The sequence below is a fragment of the Pseudomonas sp. LW8 genome, from assembly GCF_041956865.1.
In the GTDB taxonomy this organism is placed as follows: Bacteria; Pseudomonadota; Gammaproteobacteria; order Pseudomonadales; family Pseudomonadaceae; genus Aquipseudomonas; species Aquipseudomonas siliginis.
On sequence record NZ_CP168138.1, the window covers coordinates 3,691,936 to 3,713,911 of the forward strand.

General features: G+C 59.9%; 16 protein-coding genes. 5 read left to right on the forward strand and 11 right to left on the reverse strand.

Going from position 1 to position 21,976, the window contains the following annotated elements:
* Positions 1-29 precede the first annotated feature (29 nt).
* Positions 30-509 carry a hypothetical protein gene (locus tag AB9L16_RS16660; RefSeq protein WP_024013496.1) on the forward strand — a complete coding sequence of 160 codons (480 nt, stop codon included), beginning with the start codon at positions 30-32 and terminating at the stop codon, positions 507-509.
* A gap of 70 nt (positions 510-579) precedes the next feature.
* On the opposite strand, the gene AB9L16_RS16665 is transcribed toward AB9L16_RS16660, so the two are convergent.
* Positions 580-1,662 (reverse strand): DUF1615 domain-containing protein, encoded by a 1,083-nt coding sequence (locus AB9L16_RS16665; protein ID WP_375122417.1) that lies wholly within the window; start codon positions 1,660-1,662, stop codon positions 580-582.
* 268 nt (positions 1,663-1,930) lie between these two features.
* Between AB9L16_RS16665 and AB9L16_RS16670 the strand changes: the two genes are divergently transcribed.
* The 3 genes from AB9L16_RS16670 (at position 1,931) to AB9L16_RS16680 (ending at position 6,429) form a co-directional block, all read left to right on the forward strand.
* Positions 1,931-4,135 carry a TonB-dependent receptor gene (locus AB9L16_RS16670; RefSeq protein ID WP_375122418.1) on the forward strand — a complete coding sequence of 735 codons (2,205 nt, stop codon included), beginning with the start codon at positions 1,931-1,933 and terminating at the stop codon, positions 4,133-4,135.
* Positions 4,136-4,336: 201 nt separating this feature from the next.
* A complete protein-coding gene (locus tag AB9L16_RS16675; RefSeq protein ID WP_375122419.1) occupies positions 4,337-5,863 on the forward strand; it encodes an FAD-dependent monooxygenase in 1,527 nt (508 codons plus the stop codon).
* Positions 5,864-5,985: 122 nt separating this feature from the next.
* Positions 5,986-6,429, forward strand: coding sequence for a hypothetical protein (locus AB9L16_RS16680; RefSeq protein WP_150634883.1), 444 nt, complete (start codon positions 5,986-5,988; stop codon positions 6,427-6,429).
* Positions 6,430-6,525: 96 nt separating this feature from the next.
* On the opposite strand, the gene hemB is transcribed toward AB9L16_RS16680, so the two are convergent.
* The 3 genes from hemB to AB9L16_RS16695 all read right to left on the reverse strand — a co-directional run bounded on the left by hemB (position 6,526) and on the right by AB9L16_RS16695 (position 9,704).
* Positions 6,526-7,500 carry a porphobilinogen synthase gene (hemB, locus tag AB9L16_RS16685; protein ID WP_016775388.1) on the reverse strand — a complete coding sequence of 325 codons (975 nt, stop codon included), beginning with the start codon at positions 7,498-7,500 and terminating at the stop codon, positions 6,526-6,528.
* 142 nt (positions 7,501-7,642) lie between these two features.
* The gene (locus tag AB9L16_RS16690; protein WP_150638880.1) at positions 7,643-8,638 is read right to left on the reverse strand and encodes an IS110 family transposase; all 996 of its coding nucleotides are present in this window, start codon (positions 8,636-8,638) and stop codon (positions 7,643-7,645) included.
* Between the two features lie 367 nt (positions 8,639-9,005).
* The gene (locus AB9L16_RS16695) at positions 9,006-9,704 is read right to left on the reverse strand and encodes a glutathione binding-like protein (RefSeq protein WP_041477217.1); all 699 of its coding nucleotides are present in this window, start codon (positions 9,702-9,704) and stop codon (positions 9,006-9,008) included.
* 283 nt (positions 9,705-9,987) lie between these two features.
* Between AB9L16_RS16695 and AB9L16_RS16700 the strand changes: the two genes are divergently transcribed.
* The gene (locus AB9L16_RS16700; protein ID WP_375122420.1) at positions 9,988-10,662 is read left to right on the forward strand and encodes a histidine phosphatase family protein; all 675 of its coding nucleotides are present in this window, start codon (positions 9,988-9,990) and stop codon (positions 10,660-10,662) included.
* A 109-nt stretch (positions 10,663-10,771) separates the two neighbouring features.
* Here the strand turns inward: AB9L16_RS16700 and mnmH are convergent, their stop codons facing one another.
* The 7 genes from mnmH to tssI all read right to left on the reverse strand — a co-directional run bounded on the left by mnmH (position 10,772) and on the right by tssI (position 21,975).
* The gene (mnmH, locus tag AB9L16_RS16705; protein WP_375122421.1) at positions 10,772-11,875 is read right to left on the reverse strand and encodes a tRNA 2-selenouridine(34) synthase MnmH; all 1,104 of its coding nucleotides are present in this window, start codon (positions 11,873-11,875) and stop codon (positions 10,772-10,774) included.
* A complete protein-coding gene (gene selD / locus AB9L16_RS16710; protein WP_076563594.1) occupies positions 11,875-12,909 on the reverse strand; it encodes a selenide, water dikinase SelD in 1,035 nt (344 codons plus the stop codon). Before selD ends, mnmH begins: the two co-directional genes overlap by 1 nt.
* 172 nt (positions 12,910-13,081) lie before the next feature.
* Positions 13,082-14,191: a hypothetical protein gene (locus AB9L16_RS16715; RefSeq protein ID WP_310217097.1), complete on the reverse strand. Its 1,110-nt coding sequence runs from the start codon at positions 14,189-14,191 to the stop codon at positions 13,082-13,084.
* Positions 14,192-14,422: 231 nt separating this feature from the next.
* Positions 14,423-15,538 carry a hypothetical protein gene (locus AB9L16_RS16720; protein WP_375122422.1) on the reverse strand — a complete coding sequence of 372 codons (1,116 nt, stop codon included), beginning with the start codon at positions 15,536-15,538 and terminating at the stop codon, positions 14,423-14,425.
* Positions 15,528-19,112: a toxin VasX gene (locus tag AB9L16_RS16725; RefSeq protein ID WP_375122423.1), complete on the reverse strand. Its 3,585-nt coding sequence runs from the start codon at positions 19,110-19,112 to the stop codon at positions 15,528-15,530. Before AB9L16_RS16725 ends, AB9L16_RS16720 begins: the two co-directional genes overlap by 11 nt.
* Positions 19,109-19,975 carry a DUF4123 domain-containing protein gene (locus AB9L16_RS16730; RefSeq protein ID WP_252867922.1) on the reverse strand — a complete coding sequence of 289 codons (867 nt, stop codon included), beginning with the start codon at positions 19,973-19,975 and terminating at the stop codon, positions 19,109-19,111. Before AB9L16_RS16730 ends, AB9L16_RS16725 begins: the two co-directional genes overlap by 4 nt.
* Complete coding sequence (tssI, locus tag AB9L16_RS16735) at positions 19,972-21,975, reverse strand: type VI secretion system tip protein TssI/VgrG (protein ID WP_375122424.1); 2,004 nt, start codon at positions 21,973-21,975, stop codon at positions 19,972-19,974. Before tssI ends, AB9L16_RS16730 begins: the two co-directional genes overlap by 4 nt.
* Position 21,976: the final 1 nt, after the last annotated feature.

A 21,976-nucleotide genomic window follows, 5' to 3' on the forward strand; every position in this document is an offset into this window, starting at 1 on the left:
CAACCAACAACACCCCGGAGCACACCATCATGAAACGCCAGACTCTTCTCAGCATCGCTTTCTCGGTTTTCGCAGTTAACGCTTTCGCCGCCACCCCGGCGCACACCATGATCGCCGAAGGCGGCTCGGACAAACTGATCGAAAGCCGTCTGGCTGAAGGCGGTTCGGATCGTCTGATCGAACGCCGCGTTGCCGAAGGTGGTTCGGATCGTCTGATTGAACGCCGCGTTGCCGAAGGTGGTTCCGATCGTCTGATCGAACGCCGCGTTGCCGAAGGTGGCTCTGATCGTCTGATCGAGCGCCGCGTTGCCGAAGGTGGTTCGGATCGTCTGATCGAACGCCGCGTTGCCGAAGGTGGTTCGGATCGTCTGATCGAACGCCGCGTTGCCGAAGGTGGCTCTGATCGTCTGATCGAGCGCCGCGTTGCCGAAGGTGGTTCGGATCGTCTGATCGAACGCCGCGTTGCTGAAGGTGGCTCGGATCGTCTGATCGAACGCCGTGTTGCCTGATGCATCACTGCAAGCGCAACACCGCAGAGAAACCCGGCTCCCGCAGCCGGGTTTTTTATGTCTGCGTGTTTTATCCGGCCTTCGCCATGCAGCGCTTGTAACGCTCGTCCACGCGCTTGGCGAACCAGGCAGTGGTGAGTTTGCGGGTGATCTTCGGACTCTGCAGCACAATCCCCGGCAATACCGCGCGCGGTAACGCCTTGCCTTCGGCCCGCTCCGCCAGTTCGAACACGCGTTGATAGAGTCTGGTCTCTTCGAATTCCAGGGTTTTGCCCTTCTCCAGTTGATCGCGAATCGTCGGGTTGCGCATGCCCAGCGACTTGCCGAGGGTGCGCACCGCCAGTTCGGTACTGCCGGGCATGATCGAGTCGTAGCGAATCAGGTCGCCGTCCAGAGTCAGGGGGATGCCGGACGCGCGGCTGACCGCATTCTGAAACGCGGCATTGCGACTGGCGTACCAGCCGGCGTTGAAATCGGCGAAACGATACAACGGCTCGCGGTAATTCACCGGGTAACCGAGCAAATGGGCGATGCCGAAATACATGCCGCCGCGCCGGCTGAACACTTCACGGCGGATCGTGCCGTCCACCGGGTACGGATAATCCTTGGCGTGCTCCTCGGCGAATTCGATGCTGACCTGCATCGGCCCGCCGGTGTGCACCGGGTTGAAGCCGCCGAACAGCGTACGGCCCATCGGCACCATGCCGATGAAGTCGTCGAAAATCGCGCTCAGTTCCTTTTCACTGCGCGCCGCATTCAGACGCTCGCTGTAGCTCTTGCCGTTGGGCGAGCGCACTTGTAAAGCGCCGCTGACCAGCAGGCTGGGGATGTGCACCTTGGCGGCGCGGCGGTCGATTTCGTCGCGGGCAATCTTGCCCAGCCCGGGCACCGTCGGGTCGGCTTGGAAAGTCGATTCCTGCTCGGCCACGGCCAGTACCGAACACAGATTTTGCGTGGTGGTGCTGATGCCTTGTGCGGCAAACGCAGCGTAGATGTCCGTGGCCCAGCCCTGACGGTCGGCGGTTTTTGCCGGCAACAGCCGAACGATTTCCGCCTTCACTTCAGCCGGCGGACGCGGCGCCGGTTCGTTGCTGCGCTGGCTGGCGCAACCGGCGAGCAGTAGCACGGCGCCGAGAGTAATGAGTAATCGCATGTTGCTCCATCCAATCAAATTCGCCACAACACCATACACAACCCCCGTAGGAGCTGCCGCAGGCTGCGATCTTTTGATCTTGCTTTTTGCAGATCAGATCAAGATCAAGATCAAAAGATCGCAGCCTGCGGCAGCTCCTACACGCTGATGACAAACTGATTGCAAAACGTTACTGCGAAACCCTATCATTCGCGCCTGGAGTCGCATTAGCGCAAGGAGTTCCGCGCCGCCCTTATTTTTCTTTGGCCGCTCGCCTCCAGGATCCGACATGCCCGCTTCAGCTCGACTCGGCGCTCCATTTCGCCCGACTTTGCTTGCCCTGCTGTGCTCCCTGACCGTTACCGCCCACGCCGCTGAACAAAACAGCAAAGAGCTGGTGCTCGACGACGTCAACGTCAATGCCCAAGCCCCGACACCCAACGCCCTGCCCCCGGTCTACGCTGGCGGTCAGGTTGCGCGCGGCGGCCAGTTGGGCGTGCTCGGCAATCAGGACATGATGGACGTGCCCTTCAGCGCCGCGTCCTACACCGAGCAATTGATCCAGGATCAGCAGGCGGAAAACGTCGCCGATGTACTGCTCAACGATTCTTCCGTGCGCCAGGCCTCGGGCTTCTCCAACCAGGCGCAGGTCTTCATGATTCGCGGCCTGCCGCTCAATGGCGACGACATTTCCTATAACGGCCTGTACGGCGTGTTGCCCCGGCAGATCATTTCCACCGATGCGCTGGAGCGCGTGGAAGTGTTCAAAGGCCCCAACGCTTTCATCAACGGCGTGACCCCGACCGGTTCCGGCATCGGCGGCGGCGTCAACCTGCAACCCAAGCGGGCCGGCGACGTGCCGCTGCGTCGTTACACCACCGACATCAACAGCGAAGGCCGCATCGGTCATCACTTCGACATCGGCCAGCGTTTCGGTGAAGACAACCGCTTCGGCGCGCGGGTCAACCTGTCGCAGCGCGAAGGCGACACCGGTATCGATCACGAGAACCAGCGCTCGAAACTGTTCGCCATCGGTCTGGATTATCGCGGCGATGCGCTACGGGTTTCCGGTGACTTTGCCTATCAGAAGGAACGCGTTAACGGTGGCCGCAGCTCGGTCAACCTCGGCACCGCCACGCACATCCCGGACGCGCCATCGGCGGACACCAACTACGCGCCGAAATGGGGCTACACCGACATCGAAGACACCTTCGGCATGCTCCGCGCCGAGTACGACCTCAACGACAGCTGGACCGCCTACGCCGCCGGTGGCGCCAAGCACACCCGTGAAGTCGGGCGCTATAACTCGACCACGCTGGTCGGCAACAACGGCGCCTCGTTCACCACCGGCTCGTTCGTCCCGCATGACGAGGACAACACCAGCGTCATGGCCGGCCTCAACGGCAAATTCAACACCGGCCCGGTCAGCCACAAGCTGAATTTCGGCCTGACCGGGATCTGGGCCGAGCAGCGCAGCGCTTATGACTTCGACCTGACCCGCTACTCCAACAACATCTATCACCCGATCACTACCCCAGCGCCGGTAGGCAACTTCTCTGGCGGCGATCTCAACGATCCGGGCATCGTCGGCAAGACCTTCAACCGCAGCGTGGCGATTTCCGACACCCTCGGGTTCTTCGACGATCGCCTGTTGGTCACCGCCGGTCTGCGTCGTCAGCAACTGGTGGTGCAGGGTTACAGCTACGCCAGCTACGGCAGCGGCCCGCGTTCGTCGAGCTACGACGAATCGATCACCACTCCGGTGTACGGCATCGTGTTCAAGCCGTGGGAGCATGTGTCGTTCTACGCCAACCATATCGAAGGCCTGGCCCAAGGGCCGACTTCGCCGACCAGCTCCGGCGGTTTCCGCGTCACCAACGGCAACGAGGTCTACGCACCGAAACGCTCCAAGCAGACCGAACTGGGCGTGAAAGTCGACATGGGCACCTACGGTGCGAGCCTCGGTGTTTACCGCATCGAACAGCCAAGCGATGGCTACTGCGAAATCAACAGTCCGACCACTTGCACCTACGTCCGTGAAGGCGAACAGATCAACAAAGGCGTGGAGATGAACGTGTTCGGCGAGCCGATCGACGGCCTGCGCCTGATCAGTGGCCTGACCCTGATGGACACCGAACTGAAAAACACCCTCAATGGCGCCAACGACGGTAACCGCGCCATCGGCGTACCGACCTTCCAGTTCAACGCTGGCGTGGACTGGGACGTGCCAGGCCTGCAAGGCGTTGCGCTGAACGCGCGGATGCTGCGCACCGGCGGACAATACGCCGACGCAGCAAACAACCTCAGCCTGCCGACGTGGAACCGCTTCGATGCAGGCGCGCGTTATGCGTTCAAGGTGTCGGAGAAGGATGTGACCGTGCGGTTCGGTGTTGAGAACCTGGCGAACAAGAAGTACTGGGAATCGGCTCAGGGCGGCTACCTGACCCAGGGCGAACCGCGAGTGGCGAAGTTGTCGGGGACGATCGACTTCTAAGCGTCATTGCGTCGCAGAAAAGGCCCCGCAGCTTCACGGTTGCGGGGCCTTTCTGGTTTTTGTGGTGCTTGACCGGACGCTTCGCGAGCAGGCTCGCTCCCACACTGGAATGCGTTCCCTGTGGGAGCGAGCCTGCTCGCGAAGAGGCCGGAACTGGCGACCTGATCCATACTTGCTGCACAGCCACAGGGGGACAGCCTCATGAACCGCAGCGACGTGCTGATCATCGGCGCCGGCCCGACCGGTCTGGTCCTGGCGCTGTGGCTGAGCAAACTCGGCGTGCGCGTGCGCATCATCGACAAGATCTCGGCGCCAGGCACCACTTCCCGCGCTCTGGCCGTGCAGGCACGCACCCTTGAGCTGTATCGCCAACTCGACCTCGCCGACACCATCGTGCGTCGCGGCCATCAGGTCGCGGCGGCGAACTTCTGGGTCAACGGCAAACCGGTCGCGCAGTTGCCCCTCAAGCGCATCGGCGAAGGCCTGACGCCCTACGCGTTTGTCGAGATTTTCCCGCAGGACGAGCACGAACGGCTGTTGCTCGAACGCCTCGAAGATTACGGCGTCAGTGTGGAGCGCAATACCGCACTGGACAGCTTCGAGGAAACCGGCGACACCCTCACCGCCCACCTGCGCCTGCCCGATGGCCGGCGGGAAGTTTGTCAGGCCTGCTATCTGGCCGGTTGCGACGGCGCCCGTTCGGTGGTGCGCAAAGCCCTCGACACCGACTTCCCCGGCGGCACCTATCAGCAGATTTTCTACGTCGCCGATATCACGGCCAGCGGCCCGGCGCTCAATGGCGAGTTGCATCTGGACCTGGACCAAGCGGATTTTCTCGCGGTGTTTCCACTGGCCGGCGAAGGCCGCGCGCGACTGATCGGCACGGTGCGTGACGAACGCGCCGAGCGTGCCGAAACCCTGCAATTTGCCGACGTCAGCAGCCGCGCCATCGAACACCTGAAAGTGCATATCGAAGACGTGCACTGGTTCTCCACCTACCGCGTGCATCACCGCGTGGCCGAGCACTTTCGCAACGGCCGGGCGTTTCTGCTCGGCGATGCCGCCCATGTACACAGTCCGGCCGGTGGCCAGGGCATGAACACGGGCATTGGCGATGCAATCAATCTGGCCTGGAAGCTCGCCGCCGTGCTCAGCGGTGGTGCCGAACCGAAACTGCTCGACACCTACGAAACCGAGCGCATCGCCTTCGCTCGCCGACTGGTCTCCACCACCGACAAGGTCTTCAGTTTCGTCACCGCGCAGGGTCGCATGGCCGATCTGCTACGGATGCGTGTGGCGCCGTTTCTGCTGCCGAAAATGGCCGGGTTCGAAGCCAGCCGCGAATTCCTGTTTCGCACGGTCTCGCAAGTCACCCTCAACTATCGCGGCATGCCACTGAGCCAGGGTGAAGCCGGCCACGTGCACGGCGGCGACCGCTTGCCGTGGGCGCATGATGGCGAAGGGGATAATTTCGAACCGCTACGGCAGCCATGCTGGCAGGTGCATGTCTATGGCGACACCAGCGACGAGATGATCGCCTGGTGCGCCGAACACCACTTGCCGCTGCACGTCTTCGACTGGCGCCCGGCGTTTGAAACGGCGGGATTGGGGCGCAACGGATTTTATCTGTTGCGGCCGGATACCTATGTGGCGATTGCCGATAGCAGCGCCGATCCGAAGGTGATCGAACGCTACTTCCTCGATCACGGCATCCGGCCTTTTCAGTGACCTTCACACTTTGTTGGCCAGCCATTCGTCGGAAAGACCTGAACACCTGTCAACTCTGACAGTGGACGCATTGCGCAGCGCCACCTCTAATCATTGCTCACCGTTTTCAAGGAGCAATCAAGATGGAACTGTCCACCGCAGACCAAGTGCAAGACATAGAGGTCACTGGAACATTAAACGCACTGTTCGAAGTCGCCGACCACCAACCTTTAAATGCTGCTTTGATCGAGTTGCGTTCAACCCAGCGGGTAAAATATGAGTTCCGAGGGAGAACGGAGGCCAACGACAGGTCTTTTATATTTCAAATTTTCAGCGATCTGGAAGATGGAACATATGAAATACCTTCGACCTACTACCAGTACGCCGCATTCTACTTTGCAAATCATGCAGGTTGGACGTACGCATCGCCCAATCAATCAATCTTGCATCTAACGATTTCTGAAAATAAAACTCGTTTCAGTGGAGTAATCAAAGCTGATTTCGATCCAGTCGAACACAAAACTGGTGCTTCAACGCTGTATGTCACTGCGTCGCTAGGTGTCAAACTCAGCAAAGCTCTTTTCTGATAAAAATCGGATCATGGAGACGATCGCAACCTGACGCCTCTGCCTACAAGGAGCAACCATTCCATATAGGCAATGCTGCAAGTTGCGATTCCTTTCTCAGATCCCCGCCAACGCCAGATCCATCGCAAAGTAAGTGAAGATCAGATCCGCCCCCGCACGCTTGATTGCGCCAAGGCTTTCGCGGACCACGCGATCCTCATCGATCGCCCCAGCCTGGGCGCCGAACTTGATCATCGCGTACTCGCCGCTGACCTGATACGCCGCCAGTGGCAGGTTCGAGGCCTGGCGGATGTCGCGGATGATGTCGAGGTAAGCACCGGCCGGTTTGACCATCAGCGCATCGGCACCTTCCTGCTCATCGAGCAGCGATTCGCGCAGGGCTTCGCGGCGGTTCATCGGGTTCATCTGATAGCTTTTGCGATCGCCCTTGAGCGCGCTGCCGCCGGCCTCGCGGAACGGGCCGTAGAGTGCCGAAGCGAATTTGGTCGAGTAGGCCATGATCGGAATCTGCGTGAAGCCGGCAGCGTCGAGCGCCTGGCGAATCGCGCGCACCTGGCCGTCCATCGCCGCCGACGGCGCAATCACGTCAGCACCGGCGCGGGCGGCCGCTACGGCTTGTTTGCCGAGGTTGATCAGGGTCTGGTCATTGTCGACTTCGTGGTTGTGCATCACGCCGCAATGGCCGTGATCGGTGTATTCGCAGAAGCAGGTGTCGGACATCACGATCATTTCCGGCACGGCGTCCTTGGCAATGCGCGACATGCGCGACACCAGACCGTCTTCGCGCCAGGTGTCGCTGCCGTTGGCATCGAGATGATGGGACACGCCAAAGGTCATCACCGACTTGATGCCGGCGCGGGCGTAGCGCTCGATTTCGCTGGCCAGTTTGCGCTCGGGAATGCGCTGCACGCCGGGCATGCTGGTGATCGGCACGAAGTCGTCGATGTCTTCCTCGACGAAGATTGGCAGCACCAGATCGTTCAGACTGAACTCGGTTTCCTGGAACAGACTGCGCAGGCTCGCATTGCGGCGCAGACGGCGGGGACGTGCTTCGGGGAACTGACTGGACATGGGGCCTTTCCTGAAAACAGCGGATGAGACGAAAGTCGTAGGGGGCGAAGCTTATGCCTTGCGGCGGGTGCGGGACAAACCTGGATCAATCAAGAGAGCGTTACCGCAGGTGCAATAATCCTTGTAGATACTCTGTTCACGGTCAAGCTTTTTGGGTGTGTTTATCGCTAAAAAGCTTGGCTGTACTGAAGTCTTCGCCTGCCCGCATGCAGGCCCATAGTCCGGTCAGGTATTTGCGCATGACTGCGACGATAGCCTGCATCTTCCTCTTTCCTCGAGCCACCAAGGCTTCGTAAAACGCTTTAACGTTCGGGTCGCAACGTATGGCGGTCAGCGCAGGCATGTACATCGCTGATCGCAAATAGGCATTGCCGCCCTTACTTATCCGGCCGGGTTTATCAATGCTGGTGCCTGATTGCGTGAGTCGGACATCGAGTCCGGCATGGCGGCTGACCTGCGCTGACTTGAGCGTTACCGGTAAGGTCGTCAGTTCAGCCAGCGCCGCAAATACTGAGATCTCACCCATGCCAGGGGCGGCGATCATGTGGGCGAACTGGGCGCTCAACGTTGGGCAGTTGTCGATCAATGCACGACCCGCTAGTCGGAAACGCTCGATTCGTTTGTCAAAGGCGTTGATGGCTTCTTCTTCGTCTTCAATCAGCATCAGAAGAGTTGTTTGAGTGGCTTTTAGTGCATGCAGCTCGTTTTTGGCGCGGGTGCGATGACCCGTCAAACGATTGATGTGGCGACCGATAGCGCGTAGCTCAAGCTGTATTGAAGTGGGCGGCGTCCACAACCTTGGGCTCATGCGTTCGCCGTACTCAGCTAATAACTGGGCATCGATTGCGTCCGTTTTGCTGTTTTTCAGCATCAGCTTTGCAAAGTTGTGAAAACTCTTCGGATTGATAACCGAGACTGGCAAACCCGCCGCAGCGAGCTCCATGGCCAAGTCCAGGTAGTAGATTCCGGTGGCTTCCATCACCACAGATATAGGCTTGAGCTCAAGTAACTTGCCGACAGCAGCTTTGCGCCCCGCCGGTGTCTGGTCGATATTGCACTGACCTGCAAAACGGCCGCCATTGCGCCAGCCCATCGCTGTAGTGCGAGATCCCACATCCAAACCGACGTGCATGTTCATGCTTTCAACTCCAAGAGAACTGAGTTAAAAATGCTTCCTGGTTCCCCTGACCTCGAACTTCATGCCACTGCAACCTTGTAATGCGAAGTCCGACTCGTCGGCTTCTCGATACTCTTCGTGGTGGGCAATGAGGCGGGGGGACCTCTCTACATACAAGGTCAGGAGCAAGTCCTGCCTTAAGGAGCGATCGGTCTCCCCCAGAAACACATCTTCGTATGTCGCACCAGCGAGCTTAGATCTCATTCATGCTGGTGTGTGGGGAACATACAAGGAGCTGCCGAAGGCTGCGATCTCTTGATCTTGTTTTTTAGGATCAAAGTCAAAAGATCGCAGCCTTCGGCAGCTCCTACAGGGGGAACGCGGTGAGTCAGGACGGGATGGTCAGGCCACGAATGACTGCCGGGCGAGCTAGAAACCGCTCCAGCACTCGGGTGACGTTGGGGAAATTCTCAATCCCGACCAGATCCCCCGCCTCGTAAAATCCGAGCAGATTGCGCACCCACGGGAACGTGGCGATGTCGGCGATGGTGTAGCGCTCGCCCATGATCCAGTCGCGGCCTTCGAGGCGAGTGTTGAGCACATTCAGCAGGCGTTTGCTCTCCTCGACATAGCGATCGCGTGGACGCTTGTCCTCGTAATCCTTGCCGGCGAATTTGTTGAAGAAACCGAGCTGGCCGAACATCGGGCCGATGCCGCCCATCTGCCACATCAGCCATTGGATGGTCTCGTAGCGCAGCGCGCCTTCCTGAGCGAGCAACTGGCCGCTCTTGTCGGCCAGATAAATCAGGATCGCGCCGGATTCGAACAGCGGCAGGGGTTTATCTTCCGGGCCATGCGGGTCGAGGATCGCCGGGATCTTGTTGTTCGGGTTCAGCGAGAGAAATTCCGCCGAGGTCTGGTCGTTGGTGTCGAAACCGACGCGGTGCGGCTCGTACGGCAGGCCGATCTCTTCGAGCATGATCGACACTTTGACGCCGTTGGGGGTCGGCAGGGAGTAGAGCTGAATCCAGTCCGGGTACTGCGCCGGCCATTTCTGAGTAATCGGGAATGCAGACAGATCGGTCATTGGAAGCATCCAGTCACAAATTGAAAACCGATCATAAAGTAGGCCTGCCGCTGCGCCTACACGAACCGTAACATCCTGTCGCTAACCTGCCTGCATGCCCGCAAAGGTTGCCGTTAGAGTGCTGCACACTGGCCCGGATCGAACCAAACGGGCATTACAGGACTCTGAGTTATGCCTTTCTCGCAGAGGAAGCTGTTTATGACAGGGAAACACCCGGTGCTGGGAGCCCGCGGTGCCAAGGTTTGTCAGCCTTAACCGATTTTGCTGAAGAACCCTCGAATTGATGACGAACCTGATGAGTTTCGCCAAACGTTTCAAACATCGCGCGTACGTGGCCCTGCCCTCCCTGCTGGCAGTCAGCGCGCTTTTTCTGTCCCTCGAATCCAGCGAAAGCCGCGCCCAACCGGCGGACGGCACACAGACGCTGGTGTTCCTGCGCCATGCGGAAAAACCCGAAGGCGGCCTCGGCCAGCTCAACTGCCAGGGCCTGAACCGCGCTATCGACCTGTCGACGCTGCTGCCGGAAAAATTCGGCAAGGCCGATTACGTATTCGCCGCCAACCCGACGCGCAACGTCGAGGAAGGCGAGCTGGATAATTCCTACAGCTACATTCGTCCGCTGATGACCATCAGCCCGGCCGCGATCAAGCTCGGCCTGCCGGTGAACATCGAATTCTCTGCCAACGACACCAGCGATCTGGCCCGCGAGCTGCTGGACGAGAAGTATCACAACTCGACGATCTACACCGCCTGGTCCCACGGTTATCTGCCGGATCTGATCAACAAGGTCGCCGGCAACGCAGTGGGCGAGCGACAGAACATCACCGATGACTGGGCCGGCGATGACTTCGATTCGCTGTATGTGCTGACCCTGAAGTGGCACAACGGCAAGGCCAGTTTGCAGAGCCATGTCTACAAACAGGGGCTGGATAACGGCAAGGACACTTGCCCGACCTGAGTTTTGTATCGCCCGATCTTGCGTCTTCGCGAGCAGGCTCGCTCCCACAGGGGAACGCATTTCAACTGTGGGAGCGAGCCTGCTCGCGAAGAGGCCAGTTGCTTGCACCTCAAGCCTTCTGGCTCACCCGCTCGCGCAAATACTCGATCACCGCCTGACGCTCCCCGGCAAACTCGATCCGCCCGCCCTTCTTCTCGCGCTGGAATACATACATCGGGTCGTAGTACTCACGCAGCAAACCCTCGATCCAGCCGCGATGCAGGTCCACCGCGCCGCTGCGGCCCTGCTCGGCCAGCGCCTGTTCCATCAATGCCAGCATCCGCGAATGGCGCTCACCGCCGAGGCGTTTCTGTACGTTGTTGAGGCTCTCCAGCAGACGTTCGGAAAACAGCGCAAAACCGTTTTCGCCGTGCAGCGAGGCAAATTCCGCCGACAGATCGATGACGTAATCACGCAGGATCCGCTCGACACGATCCTCGAAACGATCTTCCAGCCAGACCATCGGGTACTGCTGCATGCCCTGATACAACGTCAACGGCAAGGCGCAACTGCCGACCACACGGCTCTCGTCTTCGAGCACAAACTGCTCGATCCCAGCATCGCGTTTCTTCAGAAAGTCGATGGCCAGGCGATTCTCGAAATCGATGTTCGACGGCTGCCCGGTGGCGCGTTTGCCGAAACTGGAGCCGCGATGGTTGGCGTGGCCTTCCAGATCCACACCGTTGCGCAACTGCACCAGCACTTCGGTCTTGCCTGTGCCTGTCATGCCGCCGAGCAAAACAAAATCACACTGCGCGATGGCCTGCTCAAGGGTGTCGATCAAAAAACTGCGCATTGCCTTGTAGCCGCCGCCGACGCGCGGATAGTCGATGCCCGCCTCGTCGCGCAGCCACTGCTGGGTGATCTGCGAGCGCAAACCACCGCGAAAACAGTACAGATAACCATCGGGATGAGCCCGGGCGAAGTCGGCCCAGGCCTGGATGCGCTCGGCTTTGACTGCGCCGGACACTATTTGATGGCCCAGCTCGATTGCCGCCTGCTGGCCATGCTGCTTGTAGCAGGTGCCGATCTTCTGCCGTTCCAGATCATTCATCAGCGGCAGATTGACCACGCCGGGGAACGCGCCTTTGTGAAACTCGACCGGCGCGCGGGCATCCATCATCGGCCGGTCGTTGAGGAAAATATCGCGGTAGTCGGTGCAGTCGCGGAGCATCAAATCACCTCGACCGCGTTCGTCTGTCGCTCAACCAGTTCGCCGATCGGCGCAAGGCTCAGGCCCAGTTCGGCGGCGACGCCGAGGAACTCGGCATTACCTTCAGGCGTGACCGCAATCAGCAGACCACCGCTGGTCTGCGGATCGCACAGCACGCGTTTGTGCAACTCCTGCACGCGGCCAACCTTGCTCGAATAGCTGTCGAAGTTGCGCAGCGTACCGCCCGGCACGCAGCCCTGATCGAGGTAGTACTCGACGCTGTCCAGACGCGGCACGCGGTCATAGGCGATGCGCGCGGTCAACTGGCTGCCGTCGGCCATTTCCACCAAGTGCCCGAGCAGGCCGAAACCGGTGACGTCGGTCATCGCCGTAACGCCGGCGAGTTTGCCGAAGCGGCTGCCAGGCTTGTTCAGGGTGCACATCCAGTCGCGGGCGACACCGACGTCGGCGGCGCGCAACTTGCCCTTCTTTTCCGCGGTAGTGAGGATGCCGATGCCCAACGGTTTGGTCAGGTACAACAGGCAACCGGCGGTAGCGGTGTCGTTGCGTTTCATGTGGCGCTTTTCCACGAGGCCGGTGACGGCGAGGCCGAAGATCGGCTCCGGCGCATCGATCGAATGCCCCCCCGCCAACGGAATGCCCGCCGCGTCGCACACCGAGCGACCGCCACGAATCACTTCCCGCGCCACTTCCGGCGCCAGCACATTCACCGGCCAGCCGAGAATTGCAATCGCCATCAACGGATCGCCACCCATCGCGTAGATGTCGCTGATCGCATTGGTCGCGGCGATACGGCCGAAGTCGAACGGGTCATCGACAATCGGCATGAAAAAATCGGTGGTCGACACCACACCACGCTCGGCATCGATCTCATACACCGCCGCGTCATCGCGCGATGCGTTGCCGACCCAGAGTTTTGGATCAAGGTTCTGTGCGCCGCTGCCGGCGAGGATCACTTCCAGCACCTGCGGGGAAATCTTGCAGCCACAACCGGCGCCATGGCTGTATTGGGTCAGACGAATCGGCTCGCTCATGGGAGAGTCTCTGGCAATGAATGGGGCGGATTCTAGCAGAGCGCGAGCGCGCAGATTTTTGTGCTGACCGAGCGGCCCCTTCGCGAGCAGGCTCGCTCCCACATTTGTACGGTGGTCTCCTGTGGGAGCGAGCCCGCTCGCGAAAGCAATCGAACCTGCCTGCACCGTCCAGTCAGCCCCGCCTGCAAACCTCAGCGAAAATCTGCGTAATCGGCCGATGCGGCTGGCGCTTGTGCATACGCCGCACTTGTTCGCTCAGCCGCAGCAACTCTTCACTGGGCTTGGCCCATTGCTCTTTCGGCAGCGGCTCAGACCATTCGCGCATGACTTCCGGCAACGCCTGCTTGCCGATTCTTTCCAGCCGACGCACTTCCCATTCGACCAGACGATTGGGAATCGTCCATAAAGTCATGACGTGATACAGGTACCAAAAAAATCCCGACAGCCGCGAGCGGTGGCCTTCACGGATCTGCTGATGCATCCGCGCGCGGGCATTGCGGAAAGTGTGCAGGCCTTCGTGGGGCGGGTCGTCCGGGCCTTGCAGATCCTGCAAATCCTGAATTGATTTGAGGTCGTTGACTTCGTACTCCATGTAACCGCGAATCGCTTCCCAATGGCTGATCGCGAGCTCCAGGCCGGCGCATTGGAATTCAAGGCTGGTGAGGGTATCGCCGTGATGAAAACCGATGCCCATGCCATATTGACGATGGATGCCGAATTGGGTGGTGCCTTTGGCTTCGATGATCCAGGCGCTGAGCGATTCCCATGGAACGAAAACTGGTTCGGTGGCGCCTTCGGGCATGAAACAGACTTCGCGGCGTTGGCGGTTGAAGCGGGTTGGGATGAGGGAGAGACGTTTTTTGTGGACGTGGTGCCAGACGCCTAGGCCAATAAGTAGGATCGAGGGGCCGCAGATTAATTGGTTCTTGTAAGCCTCTTCGAATACACCAATCATTGATTCCCAAATTGCCCCGTTTCCATAGCCAAAAATAATGCCTAGTAACCCTGTAACTAAAGGAAATAAAACGATGATCATAAAGGCGCCTGCGGTTGGCGCGCCGAGAATTACCTGCCACGAAAATACCTCTGGCAGTCCAAGCCCAAAGTCCATGTATCCGTCATTGAACGCTCCGATATGAGGTCCGTAAGGCGGCATTGATGTAGGTAATGGCAACGGTGCGAGGTAGGTAATTTTCCCGCTTGGGAACGGCTCAATATCGCCCGCTTTTTTAACCCCCTCATATTCCGAACTGGAAAGAGGATTACTGCGATTATTCAGCATGGTCGGCCCATTCGAGGTATTGAGTTTCTACCAGCAGAACCATCGGGTTTTCCTTGACCGACCCGGTAGCAACAACTGAGAAATGGCCGCCACCCCGAGGGTCTCCCACCTCGGCCAAGATCAACAGAAACATCCGCATCCAGCGCGGTCCCCTGTGGGAGCGAGCCTGCTCGCGAAGGCGCTCAAACAGGCAAAAAACCTCCCCTCCTCTGGTCACAAAACTGCTCTGCATCAGTCCACAGCCCGCCTGCAAACCTCAGCAAAAATCTGTGTAATCGGCCGATGCGGCTGGCGCTTGTGCATCCGCCGCACTTGTTCACCCAGTCGCAACAACTCTTCACTGGGCTTGGCCCATTGCTCTTTCGGCAGCGGCTCGGACCAGGCGCGCATGACTTCCGGCAGCGCCTGCTTGCCGATTCTTTCGAGTCGGCGCACTTCCCATTCGACCAAACGGTTTGGAATCGTCCATAAAGTCATGACGTGATACAGGTACCAAAAGAACCCCGACAGCCGCGAGCGGCGGCCTTCACGAATCTGCTGGTGCATCCGCGCGCGGGCGTTACGGAAAGTGTGCAGGCCTTCGTAGGGCGGGTCGTCCGGGCCTTGCAGATCCTGCAAATCCTGAATTGATTTGAGGTCGTTGACTTCGTACTCCATGTAACCGCGAATCGCCTCCCAATGGCTGATCGCGAGCTCCAGGCCGGCGCATTGGAATTCGAGGCTGGTGAGGGTTTCGCCGTGGTGAAAACCGATGCCCATGCCGTATTGGCGGTGGATGCCAAACTGGGTGGCGCCTTGGGCTTCGATGATCCAGGCGCTGAGCGACTCCCACGGGACAAATACCGATTCGGTCGCGCCCCGGGGCATGAAGCAGACTTCGCGGCGTTGGCGGTTGAAGCGGGTTGGGATGAGGGAGAGGCGTTTTTTGTGGACGTGGTGCCAGACGCCTAGGCCGATGAACAGCGTAAAAGGCCCGGTAAATACAGTGTTCTCGCAAGCCTCTTCGAAGATGGCAAGCATTGACGCCCAAATGGCTTCTTGACCAAAGCCGAAAATAATCCCCAAAAACCCAGTAATAACTGGGAATAAAAAAAGCACCGAGAACGACGTAGCAAATGGTCCTCCCAACGTCATTTGCCACATGAAAACTTGCGGCTGGCCTAATCCGAAGTCCATGTAAACATCATTGAGCTCACCGATATGTGGGCCATAAGGGGGCATCGGTGTGGGCAGTGGCAACGGTGCGAGATAGGTAGTTTTTCCGCTTGGGAACGGCTCTACATCACCCGCTCTTCTAATCACCTCACATTGCGCATCAACAAGAGGCTCATTGTGATTATTCAGCATGGTCAGCCCATTCGAGGTATTGAGTTTCTACCAGCAGTACCGGAGGGTTTTCCTTGACCGAGCCGGGAACTACTACAGCGAAATGGCCGGTATCCCGAGGATCAATATGAATGACACGTGTTCGGGATGCCCACTCGCCTTTACCATTAACAGCTTGAATACAAACGGCAAGTTCGAGCGTTTCCTTTGCAGGCACGTATTCAGAGTTAGGACGTACGGGGTATTGAAGACAAAGCACCAAACCATCTGGTGATGACTTCACGATTCGCAGACTGCTCATTATTTCCTCACTGATGACTTCCTTGCGCAATTGCGGCACACCGCGATCATGCAGCGGTAAAACAAGGCGATGGGCACCGATTCCCAGCCGTTGACTCGGTTTACCGTTTAACGACGGCAGAAGATCATTTAGCGCCAGCCTCGGCAGAACCAAATGAATATCGCTAGGCTTCGCGCCAAAAAGCAAAGCCTTCAGCCAAGTGTCGCTTGACTCAGGTCCTGATTGTGCATAAGGAGCGTGTATTAAAAACGCGAGATAACTTTGATAGTCATCCAGGGAGTGGTCACCGCGCATCTCTTCATCACGGCTCCAGGGCGTGATTTTCAACCACTTGTCGTGGGCGGAGAGGTTGTACCGATTGAACAGCCAAGTCCCGACGAACTCCAGCACGGTGAACAACGCGCCGGCTAAATTGAAGCGAAAGAATATTAAAGAAAGACGTGTACCAGCGGCAGCCCAAGCGACTGTCCGCGCCGCATTGTTTTGGGCAGTAATTACTTTGTAGCCAGCAAACAGGGTTTCACCTAAACCGTATGAGTTGGCGGACGCCATGCCGCCGGCGCCCATCGTGGCAAGTGCAGCCCCGCTTTGCGCCGAGTGATCTCCGCTACGAACAGCTTCCTGCCAATTGCGTCTGTGATTTTTAAAACTATTTACGGATGACACTAGGCCGAAGGTGTAAGTGAATATCCCCAACCCCACATGCAACTTACCCATTTGCACACGAACCTGTTGCAACGCTTCAAGCTGCAAACTCCCAACTAGACTCGTGCTGCGAGCCTTCAAAGCTGTATCAGCAAGCCCCTGCGCAGCGGTAAATCCCGCAGCGCCTGTAGCGGCAAGAGCCGCAAGAAAATCCGCCCGTTTCTTCCTGTCCCTCGTCTGCTTCATCACCTCTCGATAAGCCCCCACCAAATTCACCACCTGCACCAACACCACCACCAACCCCATCCCCTCCGTCCGCACCAGACTCGCCTTCGAAACCCCCGCCACCCCCGCACGAATACTCTCCAGCAACCCGCGCAATTCCCCTTGCTGCGCCGACGGAAACACCACCGTCACGCCCGCTTTCGCCGGGGTGGCGCCGTACAGCCGCGCCGAGCGATCCGGCAGTTCGTCGATCGGGCTTAACGCTGCCGCCAGTCTTCCTTCGAACAAGGCCAGTTGCGTGCGCACGCGGACGATTTCCTGCTGCAATTCCACCGCCCGGGCAGTTTTGTGGCCCTGGCGGTTTTTGTTGTGGGTGAGCTGGTTGCGTTCGCGGTTGAGGGTTTTCAGGTAGTCGCGTTCGCGCAGCACTTCCTTGATCGTGGCTTGCAGCGCCGCTTGCTCTGCCGGGGTGGACACGGTGAAGGTCACGCCGCTGGTTCGTGCGGCGTCGAAGACGCGCAGGCGCAGGGCTTTGGGCAGGCGCTGGAACAGTTCGTCGAGGTCGGGGATTTTCTCGCCGGCAAGATCGAAGCCTTCCAGCGCCCGGCTCAGGCCGAGGTTCAGCGCTGGGCTGTAGGTGTCCTGCACCGCATCGGCGAGGACGCGGCTGTGTGCCGGCAGATCGTCGAGGGCCGGCAACTGCGGATGCTCGATGCTCTGCAACTTGGCCAGCCAGTCCGGCAGGTTGTTGAACATCGCCATGCCGGCGTTGAACAGCGTTGAATATTGCCCGGCCTGTTCGGTCTGCAAGCGCAGCGGCAAGGTGTAGAACAGCGGGCGGGTCAGTTGCGGGTGTTGTTCGAGGTAATCGAGCATTTGTTCGTTGGCCGCGTCGCTGCGGCCGATGTCCTTGAGGCAGGCGTATTCGCTGGCGAGCGCCTGATCGATCTGCGCTTGGCCGTCGAAATACCAAGCCGAGCGATGGAAACGCCCGGCGCACAGCAGTTGCGCGCGATCGGCGGTGATGCGTTCGAGCAGGCGATTCCAGCGTCCGAGGTTGTCGCGATGACTGTTGAGCACCTCGTCCATGGCCGGGCGGTCGATCAGGTCATTGATGCCGCGTTTGCCGCTGAGCAACGGGCCGTCGAGCACGTCTTTCATGCGCCGGTTCTGATCCTTGCCGAGGTCGACCAGTGTGCTCAGATGGCGCTCGACGAAGTCGGCGGGGGCCACATCGAGAAAATATTCGCGGGTGTAAAAGCGCCGATCTGCCTCGGCGGTGACGCGAGCATGTGCGGTGAAATCCGGGGCGACGCCGTCGAAACGGTTCAGCGCCAGCGACTCGTCCAGTGCCTTTTCGCGAAGCTGTTGCAACTCAGGCGTGGCTTCGCCTGCAACTGGCTCGAGCTCACCACCCTTGTTCAAATAGTCGAGCAGCGCCTGCCGGGTATTTTCCCGATCCGGTTCGGGCAATTGCTCCAGCTCAGCGAACAATGCCTGGGCGCGCGGATCGTCGCTGGCCTTGGCCAGGGTGTCGAAATCCTGAGCGCCCAACTGGCTCAGCGACTCGATGTAACTGGCCAGCAGGTAGTCGCGCTCGTTGTTGTCGGTGTTGCTCCACTGCTCGATCCAGCCGACTACCAGGTCCTGATAATCGGCCAGGTCGCGCATCACCCCAAGGTCGTCGTTGACCAGCAGAAACAGCGTGTCGTCCTGATAAGGTCCGCGCACCCGACCAAGAAATTCGCCGATATGCGCCTCGCGAAAACGTCGCGGGCTTTCCCACAGATAAGGTTCGCGTTCGTGCTCCGGCGCATCGCTGACCTGCACCGTCGGCATCCGCGTGGCGTCCGCCTCGGCCAGCGGTTTCGCTGTGCAGGCCACTTCCGCCAGCCACTGTTTCGCCTGGGCCACGGTGAGCAAATGCTCGCCGCCGATCAGACAATGCACCGGGCCGAGATCGACGGCCTGCATGAAGTGCTCGCGTTCCTGCGCACTGTCCAGCACCTGTCGGCATTTCGCCGCGCTCAACTGCACGTCGGCAAAGGTCACGTAAAGGGTGCTTTTGCGCGAAAAGATCAACGCCGGACGTTCTTCGATGGCGCTGCGCTGATCCTCGCTGACGCTTTTGCCGCGATGCAGCAATGCGCTGATGACACCTTCCAGCACGCGGTATTCGTAGAGCTCGCCGCTGAGACTGTCGACGATGTACAGCCAACCGTCGCGCAGGCGGCGGATGCCCATGGGGCGCGTGGTCAGGGTGTACGGCAGCGTGAGTTCGCTGCTGGGGTCGAAGGTTTTTTCCACCAGGCCGTACGCGAGGGGCAGCAGTTGCACGTGGGTGTTGCGCAAGGGGCAGGCGGCGGGGCCGATGATCGGGGCTTTGGACGCTGCGGCTGCCGCAAGGTCGGCGGGATGGTTCATGGTCGGACTCTTTCAGACGCCCATTGGCGGGCCATTGAAACGGCCAGCGTCAAGCGCTCACCGATCGGTTGCAGGGAGGGCTCGTGTAGCAAGTGCTGGATCTGCGGATGCTGATCCGGATCAGCACCATTGAGAGACGCGACAAGGTTGGCGAAGTAAAGCCATTCCGATTGGCTGCTCAGGCCGAGCGCGCTGGCTTTTGCCTCGATTTGTTCCAGAAGCATCCAACGTTCAGCGATGGTTTCCCCGGTATGAAACCGGGGAAAATATTCAAGCAAATACGCATCGACTTGTAGCAACACCCGCCGCCGATCCACCCGATCCAGCGCGGCATCCTGCTCGGCACTCAACCGATATGGCGCCACCAGCGCCCCACCCTGCCCGTGCCGAGGTCGCTGACAGTGCCAGACTCCCCGCGCGCCATCCGCCGTGACCACGCACCCCAGCGGCCCGAACAGACTCGCATCGCCGCTGGCAAACAGCGCCTGCGCCACGGCGGCATCCGCCAGCCGCAACAACACCGGCGAGCCGACCGGCAACTCGACGATCAGCAACTGACGCAAGTGCGCGACGATTTCATGCGCCGGCGCGGCGCTGAACAACAGCACGCCCCATTCCTGTTGGGCGTGCTGGCGATAAAACCGCGCCACCGGATCGTCAGCGTCAGCGAGCGCCACCAGCAGCGGCGAGACGTCACGCAGGGCCGAAAACGGTGGCTGGTCGTACAGCGCAAAAGCGTTGGCGGCGGGGTCGAGCCTTCGCAGTTGCGCCGGCAAATCCGCGATCGTCGCACCGTCGAGCAGCACAAACGCCTGCTGCTCAGCCCACGGCAAACCTTCAGGCCAATCCGTCAAAAGGCTCATGCCTGGGCCGCCTCGCAAATCAGGCAACGCGAGGTCCGCGTGGTCAGCAGCGCATGCCGTTGCTGCACGGCATCGAACGTCGCCTTGAGCAACGGCGCGGCCCCCGGCAGCAAGGGTTCCGCTGGCAGACACACCGTCGGCGCCCCGCCCTGCACCACCGGCACACTGCTGAAAATGCCGGCGGCGCCGACCGTCAGCCAATGCCCGCCAGCAGCCAGAGTGATCTGCAGGCCGCTGTTGAAAACCACCTGCTCGCCCGCGCCGAAATGCAGCTGCTGCGCGGCACTGACGCGCTGGCTGGCGACCCGCACATGCTGCTCGCCCTGCACCCACAGATGATCGTCCTGCTTGAGTTCAGTCAGGCGATTGCCGTGGGTCAGGTGATGTTCCTCGTCGCGCAACTCAAGGCTGGAGACGCCGCCAATCACTTGGCTGTGCAGGTTGTCGATCTGCACACGCAAGTCGTTGAGCACGTGCTGCACCAAGTCGCGCTGCGCCCTGATGGAGATTTCTTCCGCGCCTTGCCGGTCCTCGATGCGCAGTTCGTTGTAACCACCGCCACCGGGACTGCTCTGGCTGCGCCAGATGCTACGCGTCTGTTGCGCCGGCAGGTCCAGTGGCACCGGGGTTTCGGCGTTGGGCAGGCAGGCGAGCACATGCGGTTTGTCCGGATCGCCATCGGTGAACCCCACTAGCACTTCCATACCGACGCGAGGAATCTGCACGCTGCCGTAGCGGTCATGTGCCCAGGCAGTGGCCACGCGCAGCCAGCAACTTGACTGTTCATCACGCTGGCCGTCGCGATCCCAGAGCATTTGCACTTTCACGCGGCCGTAGGCATCGCTGTAGATTTCTTCGCCGGGCGGGCCGGTCACCACCGCCAACTGACTGCCACTGACGCGCGGTTTGACATGCTTGAGCTGCGGGCGAAACACCACGTCCCACGGCGTCGCGACGAAATGGTTGCGATAGCCCTGACTGAAACCATCTGCGTCAGCCTGCTCGGTGAACGCTTCCTCGAGCACTTGCGGCTGTTTGCCGATGTGCTCGACCTCGGTCAGCAACCATAAATCGTTGCAGTCGGCGCGCGAGTAATCCGCCATGGTCATGAAACTGCCGCCGCGCATCAGCGCCTGATTGCTGCGCCCGTTAGCCAGACGATAGTCGGCACCATGGCGCTCCAGCGCACACTGGCTGAGGTGCTTGCCGCGCTCGCGATGGGTGAACTGCCCGGGAAACTCATAATCTTCCAGCAGCGGAAACCGCGCTGCACTGACCTTGGCGTCCAACTGCACCGCAGGCTTTTCGAAGTGATAATCGCGGCGCTCGACAACGTTGGAGCGTGGCTCCAGGCGCACAGTGAACTGGTCGATAACCGGCGCATCGGCAACCAGGCCGTTGCCCTGCAAATAGCGCGTCGTCACGTCGTGTTTGAGGAACGCCGTTTGATCGTCGCCGAACACCAACAGGTGCGCCTCACGGCGGTGACGGAAGTGAAAGTGCAGGCCCTCCTCTTCGCACAGCCTCTGGATGAAGTGCAGATCGGATTCCTGGTATTGCACGCAATACACCCGCGCCGGGTACTCGGCGCTGAGCTGAAAACACCAGGCATCGGCCTGCATGCCGTGATCGCTCAACACATTGGCGATGATCTGCGGCACGCTCAGGTTCTGGAAAATCCGCTGATTGCGCCGATGCGCGAGGTAGGCAAGGTGTGGCGCCAGGGTGATCTGGTAACGGCTCAGCCGAACACCGCAATCACTCTGGCCGACCCGATAGACCAGCCCGTGCATGCCGCTACCGTCGGCACCGAAACAGAGAAAGGCCGGCCGATGCAGCAAGCCTTCCAGATCCACATCGGGCCGCTCGCTGACCAGCTCGAGATCCAGTTCATAGGTCTGGTTGAGCACTTCCCGGGTGCGAAAACCGAACACTTGAAGATCGTGGGAAACGCCTTCTATCTCGAGAGTGAAAACAACGGGCCTGCCAGCGATGCGCATC